Annotated in this window: 16 protein-coding genes and 3 pseudogenes; 9 read left to right on the top strand and 10 right to left on the bottom strand. The window is 38.6% G+C overall.

The window, feature by feature from the left end:
* Positions 1-354: 354 nt before the first annotated feature.
* The 5 genes and pseudogenes from MKP09_RS00925 to MKP09_RS00905 form a co-directional block, all read left to right on the top strand.
* Positions 355-687, top strand: a pseudogene (locus MKP09_RS00925) (SulP family inorganic anion transporter); the annotation flags it as partial.
* A 71-nt stretch (positions 688-758) separates the two neighbouring features.
* Positions 759-1,880, top strand: a complete 1,122-nt coding sequence (locus tag MKP09_RS00920; RefSeq protein WP_240825787.1) for a SulP family inorganic anion transporter — start codon at positions 759-761, stop codon at positions 1,878-1,880.
* 220 nt (positions 1,881-2,100) lie between these two features.
* On the top strand, positions 2,101-2,889 hold the full coding sequence (locus MKP09_RS00915) for an SDR family oxidoreductase (protein ID WP_240825785.1): 789 nt from the start codon (positions 2,101-2,103) through the stop codon (positions 2,887-2,889).
* 76 nt (positions 2,890-2,965) lie between these two features.
* Complete coding sequence (locus MKP09_RS00910; protein WP_240825776.1) at positions 2,966-3,325, top strand: hypothetical protein; 360 nt, start codon at positions 2,966-2,968, stop codon at positions 3,323-3,325.
* A 2-nt stretch (positions 3,326-3,327) separates the two neighbouring features.
* Positions 3,328-4,234: pseudogene (locus MKP09_RS00905) on the top strand (helix-turn-helix domain-containing protein).
* Between the two features lie 10 nt (positions 4,235-4,244).
* On the opposite strand, the gene MKP09_RS00900 reads toward MKP09_RS00905, so the two are convergent.
* From MKP09_RS00900 to MKP09_RS00865, 10 genes and pseudogenes are all read right to left on the bottom strand, one after another.
* Positions 4,245-5,369 (bottom strand): cysteine desulfurase family protein, encoded by a 1,125-nt coding sequence (locus MKP09_RS00900; RefSeq protein ID WP_240825774.1) that lies wholly within the window; start codon positions 5,367-5,369, stop codon positions 4,245-4,247.
* A gap of 309 nt (positions 5,370-5,678) precedes the next feature.
* A complete protein-coding gene (locus tag MKP09_RS00895; RefSeq protein ID WP_240829033.1) occupies positions 5,679-5,963 on the bottom strand; it encodes a GNAT family N-acetyltransferase in 285 nt (94 codons plus the stop codon).
* Positions 5,964-6,310: 347 nt separating this feature from the next.
* On the bottom strand, positions 6,311-7,786 hold the full coding sequence (locus tag MKP09_RS00890) for a hypothetical protein (protein ID WP_240825772.1): 1,476 nt from the start codon (positions 7,784-7,786) through the stop codon (positions 6,311-6,313).
* Complete coding sequence (locus tag MKP09_RS00885; RefSeq protein WP_240825770.1) at positions 7,723-8,100, bottom strand: hypothetical protein; 378 nt, start codon at positions 8,098-8,100, stop codon at positions 7,723-7,725. Before MKP09_RS00885 ends, MKP09_RS00890 begins: the two co-directional genes overlap by 64 nt.
* Positions 8,101-8,469: 369 nt before the next feature.
* Positions 8,470-10,209: an AsmA family protein gene (locus MKP09_RS00880; RefSeq protein WP_240825768.1), complete on the bottom strand. Its 1,740-nt coding sequence runs from the start codon at positions 10,207-10,209 to the stop codon at positions 8,470-8,472.
* 120 nt (positions 10,210-10,329) lie between these two features.
* Positions 10,330-10,698: pseudogene (gene metG / locus MKP09_RS25105) on the bottom strand (methionine--tRNA ligase subunit beta); the annotation flags it as partial.
* A 44-nt stretch (positions 10,699-10,742) separates the two neighbouring features.
* The gene (locus MKP09_RS25100) at positions 10,743-11,666 is read right to left on the bottom strand and encodes a methionine--tRNA ligase (RefSeq protein ID WP_262915051.1); all 924 of its coding nucleotides are present in this window, start codon (positions 11,664-11,666) and stop codon (positions 10,743-10,745) included.
* The gene (locus MKP09_RS25095; RefSeq protein WP_262915050.1) at positions 11,650-12,435 is read right to left on the bottom strand and encodes a class I tRNA ligase family protein; all 786 of its coding nucleotides are present in this window, start codon (positions 12,433-12,435) and stop codon (positions 11,650-11,652) included. Before MKP09_RS25095 ends, MKP09_RS25100 begins: the two co-directional genes overlap by 17 nt.
* Before the next feature lie 83 nt (positions 12,436-12,518).
* Entirely contained in the window at positions 12,519-12,806 is a 288-nt protein-coding gene (locus MKP09_RS00870) for a type II toxin-antitoxin system RelE/ParE family toxin (protein ID WP_240825766.1), read from the bottom strand.
* 14 nt (positions 12,807-12,820) lie between these two features.
* Positions 12,821-13,054, bottom strand: coding sequence for a hypothetical protein (locus MKP09_RS00865; protein WP_240825764.1), 234 nt, complete (start codon positions 13,052-13,054; stop codon positions 12,821-12,823).
* A gap of 156 nt (positions 13,055-13,210) precedes the next feature.
* Between MKP09_RS00865 and MKP09_RS00860 the strand changes: the two genes are divergently transcribed.
* The 4 genes from MKP09_RS00860 to MKP09_RS00845 all read left to right on the top strand — a co-directional run bounded on the left by MKP09_RS00860 (position 13,211) and on the right by MKP09_RS00845 (position 15,935).
* Positions 13,211-14,416 carry an erythromycin esterase family protein gene (locus tag MKP09_RS00860; RefSeq protein ID WP_240825762.1) on the top strand — a complete coding sequence of 402 codons (1,206 nt, stop codon included), beginning with the start codon at positions 13,211-13,213 and terminating at the stop codon, positions 14,414-14,416.
* A 129-nt stretch (positions 14,417-14,545) separates the two neighbouring features.
* The gene (locus tag MKP09_RS00855) at positions 14,546-14,734 is read left to right on the top strand and encodes a hypothetical protein (protein WP_240825760.1); all 189 of its coding nucleotides are present in this window, start codon (positions 14,546-14,548) and stop codon (positions 14,732-14,734) included.
* Positions 14,692-14,988, top strand: coding sequence for a hypothetical protein (locus MKP09_RS00850; RefSeq protein WP_240825758.1), 297 nt, complete (start codon positions 14,692-14,694; stop codon positions 14,986-14,988). Before MKP09_RS00855 ends, MKP09_RS00850 begins: the two co-directional genes overlap by 43 nt.
* A complete protein-coding gene (locus tag MKP09_RS00845; protein WP_240825756.1) occupies positions 14,946-15,935 on the top strand; it encodes a phosphohexomutase domain-containing protein in 990 nt (329 codons plus the stop codon). Before MKP09_RS00850 ends, MKP09_RS00845 begins: the two co-directional genes overlap by 43 nt.
* Positions 15,936-15,940: the final 5 nt, after the last annotated feature.

Here is a 15,940-nt window from a genome sequence, read left to right as displayed (position 1 = left end):
TCTCCAAAATAACATTTTGTTCTTCGCCATTTTTTATTAGCCCGGCAATAAACATATAGCATCTTCGTTGCGGCGCTCCGTTTAACAGCAGAATATATGGCATCCTACAAGTATCCGCTGCATACTGATAACAAGAAGACCCCTAGGCTACGTTTCACTTCGCTCGGCATAACGGACGAGCAAGACACTTCGGTTAACGTCATGGTGAGCGAACCAAGTGGAGTCGTACCATCTCCTCGACCTCAACCATCTGCTTATTATTGTATAGCACGACAACATTACTAATTGTAATTAAGCGGCAAACACTCTTTTGTATTATTAGAACTCCATTATTTACTTTTGCCTTTTTACAATATGACTCCCATCATCAGACTTTTCGATTTTTCTCAAAAAGTAAATTACAGAACCGAAATATTGGCCGGCCTGACCGTGGCAATGACCATGATCCCTGAATCATTATCATTCGCTATTCTCGCTGGCTTTCCACCTTTGACCGGATTATATGCAGCTTTCATCATGGGCCTGGTAACCGCCATCCTGGGAGGCAGGCCTGGCCTGGTTTCGGGCGGTGCTGGCGCAACGGTAGTAACACTTATTGCGCTGATGAAATCGCATGGAATTGAATATGTATTTGCGGCAGTGGCTTTGGCCGGCATTGTTCAGTTGCTGGTTGGTATATTCAAGTTAGGGAAGTTTATACGGTTAGTGCCTCAACCAGTTATGTATGGCTTTGTGAATGGACTTGTGTTATCATTTTTATGTCTCAACTTCTGCAGTTTAAAATATCTGACGGAAGCGCCTGGCTTACCGGAACTACATTATATACAATGCTTGGACTGGTGGCGCTTACCATTGCTGTGGTGCTATTATTTCCAAAGATCAGTAAAGCCATACCGTCTTCGCTCGTGGCTATTATTATTGTATTTGCAGTTGTTGAACTGTTTGGAATACAAACAAAAACAGTTTCGGATATTGCTTCTGTAGCGGGCGGCTTTCCACCGTTTCACATACCTTCTATTCCTTTCAACTTTGATACCTTAGGAATAATATTTCCTTATGCCTTAGTGATGGCCTGCGTGGGCCTTACAGAAGGTTTGCTGACGCTTAATCTTGTGGATGAAATAACGGCCAGCAAAGGCAATAGCAACAGGGAATGTTTAGCACAAGGAACAGCCAATTTGCTAAATGGATTTTTTACGGGAATGGGGGGTTGCCCCATGATTGCGCAAACCTTTGTGAATCTTTCGGCAGGCGCCAGGGCGCGCCTGTCGGGCATTATAGCCGCCATTACTATTTTGATCATCATTTTATTTGGAGCACCTATAATTGGGAGATTGCCCATGGCGGCCCTTGTAGGAGTAATGATGATGGTTGCCATCGGCACTTTTGAATGGGCAAGTTTTCGCATTATCAATAAAATGCCAAAGGCAGATATCGTTGTGGGAATTCTAGTTGCCGTAATTACCGTGTGGTTGCACAATCTTGCATTGGCAGTTTTAATTGGCGTCATTATAGCCGCATTAGTATTTGCCTGGGAAAGCGCCAAGCGCATACGCGCCAGAAAATATGTTGATGAAAGCGGTGTTAAACATTATGAAATTTTTGGCCCTTTATTCTTTGGCTCTACAACTGCTTTTGCTGAAAAGTTTGATGTAGCGAATGATCCGCAACTGATCATTATCGATTTTAAAGAAAGCCGCATTAGCGATATGAGTGCAATTGATGCTGTAAATAAAATTACCAAACGCTATGCAGATGCCGGAAAAGCAGTACGCTTACGACATTTAAGCGCAGATTGCAGGCAACTACTTTCTAATGCTGCTGGTGTTATTGAAGTAGACGTAATGGATGATCCGGATTATAGGGTTACGGAGAAGTAGGTCAAGAAAGTTAGGTCAATATATTTTAATTTTATCAAAAAAGATAGGACACCAGTTTTTTGGTATATGAGATATAAAATTCACCTTCGGAAATAAGAAACCTATAAAATTGTTCAGCCTCACATCTCCCAACATTCCCTTTTAGCTACAACACCGCGACTTTTGACTACAGCTGTTTTCTGATAACTGCTGAACTTTGCTTTAACCAAAAAGCAGAAAAATGGATTTAAAAAATAGCACAATCCTCATCACCGGAGGAACAAGCGGTATGGGTTTAGAGTTTGTAAAACAACTCTCCAAAATCGGTGCAAAAGTAATCGTTACCGGACGCAACGTGGATGCGCTGAGCGAAACAAAAAAACAGTTTCCCAATGTGTGCACTTTTCAAAGTGATGTAAGCAACCCGAAAGACATTGAGCAACTCTGCAAAGAGGTAACACAACAGTTCCCTGATTTGAATATCATCATTAACAATGCAGGCATGATGCGGCTGATCGATTTGCAAGACACTTCTTTGGATTTAGACAATATCAATCGCGAAATTGCTACTAACCTTTCCGGAACCATACAAATGGTGCATCAGTTTTTACCGCATTTACGCACCAAAAATTCGGCGGGAATTGTGAATGTTTCATCTGGTATTGCATTTATGCCATATTCGGCTGCGCCCATCTACAGTGCTACAAAAGCCGGTGTTCGTGCCTATACACAAGCCTTGCGTTTACAATTAGAAGCTACCAACGTAAAAGTATTTGAAATGATTCCTCCTGGTGTTAAAACCAATTTGCAAAACGACTGGGAAAAACAACCTAATCAAAGTATGATGATGACTGCCGATAAAATGGTGAAAGTAGCTATTGATGGGTTTTTGAAAGATAAAAAAGAGCTCAAACCATTCTTAATAAAAGTTATAAAATTGGCGAGTAGGATTTTACCAAATGTTCTTTTAAAAGTTGGCCACCGTGAATTTAAAGAAATCAAAAAACTTCAAAAGAGCAAAATAGTATGATATGGGCTCCACTTTTGGCAAAACAACGAGGTTCAAAAAAATTAAATAAATTGAGTACATTCATTAAAAATGAAAAATGGTAAAAAGCATCCTCTCTCTCATCTTGCTTCTGATTTCAGCAGGACTTTCGTTTAAACACGGTTGGGATACGTTGAATTATAAGAAACGTCCTGAGTCATTTAAAATGATGAGCGAACTTGGCATTTCGGAAACAATGATCCCTTTGTTTGGCGGAATGACGCTTTTGATCGGCGTATTGTTACTTATCCCTAAAACGTTTTTTCTGGGTAATATGCTCAACGCAGTTTCGATTGTGATCGTTATGGCATTGGCTGTGAGAGCAGGAAATTTCAAAATGGCTTTGATGGAAATTCCGTTTTTAATATTGCCTTTGGTAATGATTTGGTTGAAATATCCGTTTGTAAAAACCGCTTAGCTATGAACCCTATCAAAATCAAAACTATCGCCGAAGCACACGGGGCTTTTGGGCTACTAGGCCCGGAACATCCTTTGATCAGCGTACTGAATTATGCTGATTTCCAAATACCTCCAAATGGTGGGGAAATGAGTGCGCTGCTGGATTTCTATTTCATTTCCCTGAAAAAAGGATTTACCAATAAACTTTTTTACGGTCAGCAGACTTATGATTTTGATGAAGGAATGATGTATTTCGTAGCTCCCAATCAGGTATTAAGAGGTGCTGGACCAGAGCCCGATGATGATCTTTCGGGTTGGGTTCTATTGATACATCCCGACTTTTTCTGGGGAACATCGCTGGCAAAAAATATTAAGAAATATGATTTTTTCGATTATGCTGTAAATGAAGCTTTATTTGTTTCTGATAAAGAAAAAATATCATTACCGGCATTGTTCAGATTATTCAAACCGAATATCAATCCAATATTGATAGATTCAGCCAGGACATTATCATTTCGCATATTGAAACTTTACTAACCTACGCAGAACGTTTTTATCAACGACAGTTTTTGACGAGAAAAAGAGCAATCATCAGATACTTAACCAGGTGGAACAGCTTTTGAACGAATATTTTAATAACGAGAACTTGCTTTCAAAAGGGCTACCAACCGTTCAATTTGTAGCAGACTCCCTCCATATTTCTGCAAAATATTTAGGCAGTTTATTGAAACAATTAACCGGGCAAACCACCCAACAACATATTCACGAAAAACTGATCGAAAAAGCTAAAGAGAAACTTTCAATAACAAATTTGTCAGTTAGTGAAATTGCTTACGAATTGGGATTTGAACATTCGCAAAGCTTCAGTAAACTATTCAAGACAAAGACTAAACAAAGTCCGTTGGAGTTCAGGCAGTCGTTTAACTAACTGAAAGGCTCTACATCAACTCCTTCAACTTAGCAATCACAATGTCTATTTCTTCCTTCGTATTGTGTTTGCTAAAAGAAAACCGGATCGCTACTTTATTGGGATCGCCGCTTACTTCGTTAATAACATGCGAGCCCTGATTGGCGCCGCTGCTGCAGGCGCTTCCACCAGATACACAAATATTGTTGATATCCAAATTGAATAGCAACATTTCCGATTTTTCACTTAGTGGAAACGATGCATTCAGCACGGTGTACAACGAGCTGCCATTATAATCACCATTAAAAGTCACTGACGGAATCTCTTGTTGCAATTGCTCCGCCATGTAGGTTTTCAGTGATTTAATATATTCCGAATCTTTTTCATAATGATCCATGGCTAATTGCAAAGCTTTGGCAAAGCCAACGATGCCGTAAATATTTTCAGTTCCGGCACGCATATTTCTTTCTTGTCCGCCGCCATGTATCATTGGCTTTATCTGTAATTCACGATTTACGTATAAAATACCTGCGCCTTTTGGTCCGTGAAATTTATGACCAGCCGCGGAAATAAAATCAACCTGTATACGACTCAGATCAGTAGGATAATGTCCCACTGTCTGCACACAATCAGAATGAAAAAGCGCATTATATTTTTTACACAAAGCACTTACCGCATTAATGCCTAACAAATTTCCAATTTCATTATTAGCGTGCATCAAACTTACCAAACATTTTCCTTCGGTATTGGCCAGTTGTTCTTCCAGGTTTTTTAAATCCACATGCCCATCCGGCAATAACCTTACAAAGCTATGCGATACATCGCCGCTTGCGTAATGAGATACGGTATGCAATACGGCGTGATGTTCAATAGGCGAAGTGATAATATGTTTGCAACCCAAATCCCTGATAGATGCCAGAATAGCAGTATTGTTGGCTTCTGTGCCGCCGCTGGTAAAAAATATTTCGCCAGGATGCGCGCCTAATAAGCGCGCTACGCTTTTACGTGCATTTTCTACCGCTAGCCGGGTTTCGCGGCCATAAGAATATATTGAAGATGGGTTACCGAAATGAGTGGTCATGTAGGGTAACATGGCATCCAATACTTCTTTATCAAGTGATGTAGTTGCTGCATTATCTAAATATATCCGTTCCATAACAAAGCGTGCGATTTAACGCGCAAAGGTATTATAAATAAATATATAAGATAGATGGACTAATAGTGGAAGAGATGACAGATGACAGATTGGAGATGACAGACTGATAGTTCAGAGATAAAAAAGTTAGTTTGATGGTCAAAAAGGCGTGTATAACAGATTCACCTTTTTTACTACATTTAAATCGCCCGGAGGCGATAGCATATTAGTGTGAGGCGAGGACGCCTCACACAGAGGCACATTTGTTATACACCCCTGAATAAAAAACGCCAGTCTGTTTTAGTCGTACAAACGGTCAACTGTCATCTGTCAACTGTCAACTAATTCTCCTCCCTTTCTATTCATAATTGTTTCTGGATTTGTGAGTTGTTCAAACCCAAACTGTTTATATAATTCATGCGCATCCTGAGTAGCAAGCATCATTCTTCTTAATCCAAAATGATCTGCTATCTGACAAAATGCTTCTACCATTTTCTTTGATAATCCCCTGCCACGATGTGCGTCGAGGATAAAAACATCAGCAAGATAAGCGAAAGTGGCCTTATCGGTTATAATACGGCCAAAACCCACGAGCGTATTATCGCCATCATAAATTCCTAAACAGATTGAATTTTCAATGGATCGCTCGACTGTTTTTAATGGGATTTTTTTGCCCAGTAACTTTCATCAGCAAGATATTGATAAACTATACCTATGTCGATTTTTGTTTTATCAAAAGAAAAAAGATAATTATTGAAATTGAAGTTTGTAAGAAGATTTTCTGTTGACATGTTATAAATATTCGAAGATATACATTATTGAGATTTGTATTGAAGTTGAAGTTCAAAGGACTCCTTCGGAGCGTGTGATCTACTAAACTCTCAGGGGATTTTGTTGATGATAGATAATCGGAACGATAAACCGAGCGTGGCAACGAAGATGCCATAAGTACTGAAGCTGGGCTAATCATTTTTCTTTTCTTCTGCTTTTCGTTTATTATACTTACGTAGCTTCTTTTTAGCGCCTGGCAATCCGACGCTCGACTTAATACCCTCCAATGTAGTTTTAATGATGTAGTTGATCGGAGACTTGTCCTGCCAGCGTTCAAAAAACACCAAAGATTCTTTGCCACGATTGTTATTGCGAATAATAAATGTCATGGCTGCCCAGCTAACAATTTTATTAATACAGGTTTGATTGGGTAAATCTTTTTTATTGAGCAAGCCAAGTTTTAAACCATTGTAATGCATATAGGCATTGCCAATTGCTGCGTCATTAGTACCAATGGCATTTACCTGCAGGCTTTCCAAATTGCCGCTAAATACTTTCGCGCCCACCAATGGAACCAAGACCGTATTGAATTGCGTAAGATCCATTGGGCCTGTTGTTAGATCCATTCGCATATACCCGGTAGTGTCGGCATAAGATTGTGCAACATTAAGTGTAGTATGCAATTGATTCAACACATTGGCCGATGCGATTATATAAATACTGTCGTTAGGTTTTATGTCATAGTTTTTAATATTGCGCATTGCTACATTCAGATCTGCCACCGAAATAATGCCCAACGTATCTGTATCAGGATTGATCTCCCAATAAGTTACATTCATATTGTTTAGCTTAACGCTGTCGATGTTCAGGCTACTTTTGAGCTTTAGTAGCATTTCTGCTGGTAGAGGCTTATATCTTTTAGCGGTGTCTGGCTGGGTTTTATCTTTAAATGTGAAAAGATCTACATCATTCAACTCAATACGTCCGATACTTAAAATACTATCGTTATTATATTTTTCAAGATCGATGGGCCCACCAATTATTTTACCTGTTTTTATTTTTAAATAATCTTCGTTGAATGCTTTGGCAATACGGTATTCTTCAACTGATTGCTGTGGAACAAGGCTGAAAGAATCAACACCCAGCACGCGGTCTTTAACAGTGAATCCATGCCATTGAAGCGTACTCTTAGCAGTTGTAAATTTGCCATTGGTTCCGTTTATACTTAGGGCTGGGCTATTTGTGATAATATCCCCTACATTGCCAACATATTTAGAATTTAAGGCCACATTTCTGACATCTCCTTTGTCAAGTTCCAATACCGCATTATTTGCACCCAAACTATCAAATCCCAATTTATCTAAGGAAAGAATATTCAGATTGGTACGCCAATCCATTTTATCATCTTCGTTCTTCTTAACTAAAACATCATTCAATTCTATATTCAGCTTATTGTCATTTGTTGCATATTTCATGCCTTTGGCAGTTATAAACTCAAAGTTGGTAAGGAACATTTTTATTTGAGCCGCGGTTACAGGCGCATCCGGAGTGGACTTAAAGTCAGTTATCTTTAAGTAACTATTTAATTTAGATCCGTCCCAACTTATATAACTCGCGGAATCTTTCTGATTGGTAATAGATACTTTGATATCGGGCCGCTCCAGCAAAGCAGAACCGAGTTCAATGCTTGTAGGTTTCTTTTTTTCCTTCTGTATAGTAGTATCTTTTTTCCAAGTTTCACATCAATCTTCGGGTCTGAAATTACAAGGCCCTGCAGGGTTAAATTGCCGCTTACAATTTCGGTGATGTTTGGAATAATGGTAAGCTTAGGTATAACGGCAATAATCGAGTCAATGCTGTTTATTTTCTCAATCTGAATATCTTTTATTACACTATGATTTTTGTCTTTTATATCCAGTTGGCCAACAGACACCCGCAAGTCAGGACCTAACATTAAAACTTCCTGTCCGTCAAGACTCAACCCTTTTATTTCCGGCTTGCCTGCTGCATTTTGTGTAAACTCGTTTAAAAGTATCTTGTTAAACTTCCCTGTGATATTGTTTTCTTTTAATGCAACTGCGATAGATGTATTCGAACCCTGAATATTTCTGAGAACTAATGGCGTTTTCTTTTTCTTTGCTTTATCGGGCCGGCTGCTTTTTCGATGCTTGTGTCATATCCAAGGTAGCATTGCCCCATCGTACACCATCTATGAAAATACTTTGACTTACACTGTCCAGAACCACGGTACCAATATGTATATTTTGAGCGTTTGCTTTCAGGTTATTTGAATTCAGCAAAAGGCTGTTTGCTGTAAGGCCACTTTTATTTTCAGAGAGATGGACTTTAGTCAGATAAGCAGTAAAGTCTCCTTTTTTAAAGTTCCTTTGTCAAAACTCAATTCATTTACGGAACGCTGTACACTTTTTATTCGATTGGAACTCGTAAAATCATTAGCCCGAAGATCAATATTGGTATTGGCAAGATGTAAGGTTGCCCCTTTAGGAAAGGTCAGCGTTATATCGCCTCGATGAATACCAAGATTTTTAAGGTCCATTACATCATCAACATTATTAAGCGCTTCAAATAAATTTTTTGACCTGGCTTTTCCTTTCTTGCGTATTAGCGTATAATTCACTTTGGGATCATAAAAAACAGCACTTTGCGCGGAGAAAATATTTTCATAAAGAAGCGCCTCCCACGAAAGACCACGCACCTGAAAGCTAGGCATAGAAAGGCTTTTAATGATGCGTCCTTTGTCAAACTCTTTAAAATTAAACTTACTGAGATTGATAATGTCGTCTTCGAAACGTATACTGTCAAAAGATATAGCATAACGCCCATCTCTTAGAACATTTTCATAGTTGTGTAGCGACATCACAAACTTATCAAGAGAGATGGGTCGCACATCATCCTGAATCACCACCAGACCGTACATATCGAAATTATTATCTTTCGATGAAAACGTACTTGTCTTGCCCCGCCGGATTGTATTCACATTAATATTAGCATTCTTAACTCCTACATACCCCAATCTCATGTCTCCCAGCAATTGCTGTATCACACCATCGATCCTTTCCTGGCGTCCTTTTTTCTTTTTGTTTTTGCCATTGCTTTTATCGCTGTCTATATCCAAAAATATTTGAGGGCGATTGCAAAAAACAGAGTCTGCAATAATAGTTTCAGAACTATAAAGTGAGTCGAAATTGATATTGGTGAGCTGGAGTTTATCAAAGAATATTTTGAATGCAGTTTTTGAGCTGTCTCCTTTAACAGCACGAAGCGTACAACTATCGAATTCCACCCGCTTATTCTGAAGGTTAACCCTAAAATCTTTAAATGCAATAAAATGACGCCCACCGGGAAAGGCTATGTTCTGATTAAATGTTCGAATAGCTATATTATCTGTGAAAGAAATTTTTTCTTTATTCCTTCCGCCAGTGGTACTATCCAATTGAAGATTATCAAGCTGTACATATATATTACTTACAGCAAAGGGCGTTTCATTGGTTCTGGTTTTATCTACCAAAGAAAAACTTCCATTATCCAATCGAAATTTATCGATCTGTAAAACATTTATCGCGTCTGTTAATGATCTGGATATACGCCCCATTTCTTCAGCAACGGAGAAGCTACTATTGTCGGTGGCTGTAGTGTCCTTGCTTTTTACACGGGCTTTATTACGTGTAAAAATGACGCTTGGAGAAGTAAGTTTTATAGAGTCGATCAGTATTTCCTTCTTGAATAAAAGCGGTAAAAACCCTCTTGCTTTTATGCTAATATTCTTTGTGTTAACTGAATAACTAGTAGCCGCTGTTGTGTCGGTGCTGAATATAGAAGCTTCTTTAAGTTCGATTTTATTTTTTATCCAGTTAAATTTAAACTCTTTGACCTTTAGTTTAAGTTTTCCATTGGATTGTGTATAGACGATTTGCTCAAGCGCTTCTTCTGCGTGATCAATAAACCAAAAATTAAAAGCAAGTATTACGGTGGCTATAATACCCAGCAATATCAGCATACTGCGGTACCTCAGCCTTTTAAAGCGCAGCTTTTTTAGCTTTAATTCTCTTAAACTAATCCTCTTCTTCAAATACGGTATTTATGGTTTTTGCGATGGTCAATTATTACATAGGGACAGGTCCGGTATATTAAAAATACACAAAAGGCCGAACAAAACATTCGACCTTTTTATAATTTGTTCTTAATAGTTTTAACTTACCTGGCTTCCATTAACTGCAGCTTCGTCAGAATTAATAAAAATTAATTTCCCATCCGCATCTTCTGCCATTAGTATCATGCCGTTACTTTCGATACCACGCATTTTGCGCGGTGCCAGATTAGCAACTACAACAACTCGTTTACCAATAATGCTTTCTGCACTAAAGTGTTGGGCAATACCTGAAACAATGGTTCTTTTTTCAAAACCCAGATCTACCTCCAACTTTAAGAGTTTATCTGCTTTTTGAACTTTCTCTGCAGATAGTATTGTTCCTGATCTCAAGTCGATTTTAGCGAAATCATCAAAAGAGATTTCAGATTTGAGATTTGAGATTTCAGATTTGGCATCCGCTTTCGCTGCATTTAATTCTCCTCCACCGGAGGAGCTAGGGGAGGCACCTGCTTTTAGCTCTGTATTTGTGCCTCGATTTCCACATCTTCAATCTTTCTGAACAAAATTTCAGGTGCTCTTAAAGAATAGCCTACACTTAACAGGTTTATTTTCCCTGCATTATCCCAATCCAACATTTTATCAACCACTTTCATCATGTGAAGCATTTTCCTGGCTGTTGCAGGTAAAAACGGATTAATTAAAATAGCGAGGTTGGCGGTTAACTGAAGACAAAGATGTAAACAATTATCAATGCTTTTTTGCGCATCGGAATCTTCCGCTACTTTTTTAGCTACTATCCAGGGTTCTTTTTCCTGCATGTACTTATTCCCCTTACGGCTCAAATCAATTACTTCATACAAAGCATCCCGGAAACGATAATGCTCCAACGCGGTTTGTACTTTTCCTTTAGCCGCTTCTATATCGGAAATAATAGCTTGGTCCTTTTCATCTAAAACGTCCGTATGTAATTTAGGTACTTTACCTCCGCATAATTTATGCATCAATACAAATGCGCGATTAACGAAATTCCCAAATATGGAACCCAGTTCGTTATTGTTTCTGTCCTGAAAATCTTTCCAGGTAAAGTCATTGTCCTTATTTTCAGGCGCATTGGCACAAAGCACATACCGCAGCACATCTTCACAACCCGGAAAATCTTTAATGAATTCGTGTACCCACACCGCCCAGTTGCGACTTGTTGAAACTTTATCTCCTTCGATATTTAGAAATTCGTTGGCTGGTACATTATCAGGCAACACAAAACCGCCATGTGCTTTAAGCATAGCAGGAAAAATAATGCAATGAAAAACGATATTATCTTTTCCTATAAAATGAACCAGTTTTGTGTCTTCCTGGCACCAGTAATCCGCCCATTTATCCGTTAATTCTTTGGTAGCAGAAATATATCCGATAGGTGCATCAAACCATACATACAACACTTTTCCGCCTCCCCTTCGGGGGCCGGGGGCTTGGAACTTTTATTCCCCAATTGCTATCGCGCGTCATGGCGCGGCTTTGCAACCCACTGTCGAGCCAGCTTTTACATTGTCCAAATACATTGTTCTTCCATTCGGTATGATCTTCCAGTATCCATTTCTTTAAAAAATCTTCATAATTCTGTAAAGGAAAATACCAATGCTTTGTTTTCTTTTTAACAGGAATCGCATCGCTCAAAGCGCTTCGGGGATTGATCAATTGTTCGGGCGATAAAGAGCTTCCGCATTTTTCGCACTGATCGCCATAAGCATTGGGGTTGTGACAAACCGGACATTCGCCGGTAATATATCTGTCTGCTAAAAAAGTATTGGTTTTTTCATCGTAAAATTGCTCCGTTTCTTTTTCTTCAAATAAGCCATCATCATACAATTTTTTGAAAAATGCCGATGCAGTTTCATGATGCACGGGGCTTGATGTTCTGGAATAAACATCAAAGGAAATGCCCATTTGGTTAAAGCTGTTTTTTATTTGTTCGTGATAGCGATCCACAATTTGCTGCGGCTGCACACCTTCCTTCATGGCACGAATGGTAATAGGCACGCCATGTTCATCACTTCCGCCAATAAATTTTACATCTTTATTTTGCGCACGTAAAAATCTTACATAAATATCTGCAGGAATATAGCAGCCTGCCAAATGACCAATATGAATAGGCCCGTTCGCATACGGCAATGCCGCCGTAACCAACACTCTTTTAAATTCGCTCATAACCTTGATTAATGCTTGTAATTTGTGGGCAAAAGTAATTATAATTAGGCAAGCTGAGGAATATTAACGCGAGGCAATGGTGGTTAGTATTCTTTAGGCTTCATACTTGTGTGGCGTATTTGTATAACCCGAATTTCTTGGGCTGATACATGGTAGGCAATCCGGTATTTGTACACCTCGTAAGCTCGATAAGAGCCGTCCTCGTTTTTCATTCGGTATTTATCAGGATTATGCCGTTCAGGGTTTTTAGGTAATTCTTTTATGGTAGCCAGTATTCTATTCTTTACCTTTTCTGCATTTTGCAATGAGCTTTTTCTAATATAAATATAAATTTCACGAAGTTGTTTTTGAGCTTCTACATCAATTATCAATCTCCGATTGTTACTTACCACGATTGTATGTCTTTTTCCAGCTCATCCATTGTGATAAACTCACCATTATCAATTCGGGCCATTGCCTCATCTAATTCCCGATTATATTGCTCAATGCTAATTTTTTCTTCGGAATTTTTCTTGCGCCCATTTAGAAAAACACGAAGCATTTGCAAAACAGATTTCTTTTCCGTTTCATTCAATTGCATGAAATAGCTGTTCCATTCTTTTTCCAATACGTTTGCCATTATATTGATGTTTGCACAAATTTACTTTTTTAATTTGTTAAACAGAAATAAGCCGTTTAGCACCTGCTGATAATTCTAACTTAACAAGCTGTTAATTAACAACCTCTTTTTAATGATACAAAACACGGTACATTATTTTTGCTCAAACTTTACTTTATGCCAATAAAACTATTACTACTTGCTTTATGCCTATTATTTAATACGGCATTTTCACAAACCAACATTGAAGAAAAAGTAAACAACTTAAACGATATTATAAACCCAATCACAACAGTCAACCCCGAAGATAATTTTGATGACATTTATTTTCTAAAAACCTCTTTAAAAAATGCAACGGTAATTGGTATAGGCGAAAGCACACACGGCACAGCAGTTTACAACACTTACCGACAAAGATTAATACGATTTTTAGTTCAGGAAATGGATTATAAAGCGATTATTGATGAAGGCGATATTTTAGCCGCTGAAATAATTGATGCTTACATTAATAACCAAACGGACAGCCTTGAGCTTATTGGAAATATTCAGCCTGTAGTTACCAATAAAAAAGAATTGGATTGGTTGCGGGCATACAATAAAAACAAACCCGAAAATGAAAGAGTACATATTTATGGGATGGAAGTGCGGGGTTTTTATAGTATTATAAATCGCATCAAAGACTATCATCAGTTCACTCCTGCTGACAATGTTGTTTTAAAGAAATTTACCAGCAACGTCGGTGTTGGATATAAAAACCTAGCAAAAGCCGATTTTGAAAATATAAAATCAATTGCTGAAAAATTGAGTGCCGACTGCAATGACCCCAGATGTAAAACTTATTTGCCGCTTTTAAATCAACAAATAGATTTTGCTTATCGCCAAAGATTTGGAAGAGGCGGTTTTAATGTGAGAGACGGTTATATGTTTAAAAACACAAAAGCTATTGTGGCAAACTCGTATCAAAACAAGGCAATTGTATTGGCACATAATGGACATGTTCAAAAAACGAAATTTGGAAAAATGCGATCGCTCGGATATCTCCTTAACAATTTTTATAAAGACAAGTACTTTGTAATTGCAACTGATTTCGGCGCAGGAGGCGTGACTGTTTTTGATGAAAGATCGAAAGATTATCAAAGCAAATATTTTGATGCCGTTAAGGATAGCAAAGCCGTTGAGTACTATTTCCAGCAATGTAAATACCCCAACTTTATACTGGATATAGCTGATGCAAGAAGTAATCCGAAAACAAAATTTTTGGTAGCCGAAAGAACAAAAATGCTCAGAAATATGGGAGCAATGGGAACTGTTATTGATTGGCCAATACGTTTAGCCGATAATTACGACATGATTGTCTTTTTTAGAAATACGGATATGAAGTAATCCTGGAAACCGACTTCCGGTCTTTCCGACTTGCGGTCTTTCCGACTTGCGGTCTTTCCGACTTCCGGTCTTTCCCTGACTTTTTCCCCACTTTCTAACTACATTTGCAGCCCAAATAAGATAAACAATATGCCTCTTATAAAAAGTATATCTGGAATACGTGGAACAATCGGCGGACAAACCGGCGAGACGCTTTCTCCTGTAGACGTAGTGAAGTTTACGGCAGCCTACGGCGCCATCTTAAAAAAAATGCTGCGAAAAACAAATCTGTCAAAGTGGTTATTGGCCGCGACGGGCGCATTAGCGGGAGCATGGTAAGCAGCCTTGTGCAATCCACTTTATCGGCAATGGGAATTGATGTGGTGGATTTAGGCTTAAGCACCACGCCAACGGTTGAAATTGCGGTTCCGATGGAGAAGGCCGATGGCGGCATCATTCTTACTGCAAGTCATAACCCAAAAGAATGGAACGCGCTGAAACTGTTAAACGAAAAAGGAGAATTTATTTCTGCAGAAACGGGGAAGAATTATTGCGTATTGCTGAAGCTGAAGATTTCACATTTGTGCCTGTAGATAAGTTAGGAAAAATAACTTCCGATACATCTTATATGCAGAAGCATATTGATGCCATTCTTAATTATCCTTTGGTAAATAAAGATGCCATTGCCGCAAAAGATTTTAAAGTAGTGGTTGACGCGATCAACTCAACAGGAGCCACTTTTGTTCCGGCTTTGTTAAACGCTATAGGAGTTGAAAACATTGTTGTTCTGAATAAAGAGGTCACCGGAAATTTTGCTCATAATCCTGAACCCTTACCTCACAACCTAACAGAGCTTAGCAATACAGTAGTTAAGGAAAAAGCACATTTGGGCATTGCCGTAGATCCGGATGTAGACAGGCTTTGTTTTGTATGCGAAGACGGCAGCATGTTTGGCGAAGAATATACATTGGTTGCTGTTGCAGATTACATTTTATCGCAAAAGAAAGGTAACACAGTAAGCAACATGAGCAGCACCAAAGCATTGAAAGAAATTACGCTGAAAAGAGGCGGCGAATATTTCCCATCCGCCGTAGGCGAAGTAAATGTGGTTAAAAAGATGAAAGACGTAAATGCTGTAATTGGCGGCGAAGGCAATGGCGGCATTATCGTTCCCGATTTTCATTATGGACGAGATGCACTTATTGGTATTGCATTATTTCTTTCTCATTTATCCAATCAAAAAGGCAGCATCAAATCTCTGCGTAATAATTATCCTGATTACTTTATTAGCAAAAATAAGATCGAGCTCGACAGCAATATCGATGTTAAATCCATCTTTAAAAGTATTAAAAAGAAATATGCTAAAAACCCGATAAATGATGAGGATGGGCTTAAAATAGAGTTTGATAACGATTGGGTGCATCTGCGTACATCAAATACAGAACCTATCATCCGGATTTATTCTGAGAGCGATTTTGAAAGTAAAGCCAACCATATAGCACACAAGTTAATGGAAGATATAAAAGAAGAGATTAAGTAAGAAAA

The sequence above is a fragment of the Paraniabella ginsengisoli genome, assembly GCF_022513635.1.
Taxonomy (GTDB): domain Bacteria; phylum Bacteroidota; class Bacteroidia; order Chitinophagales; family Chitinophagaceae; genus Niabella; species Niabella ginsengisoli.
This window is presented reverse-complemented; position numbering and strand designations above follow the sequence as displayed.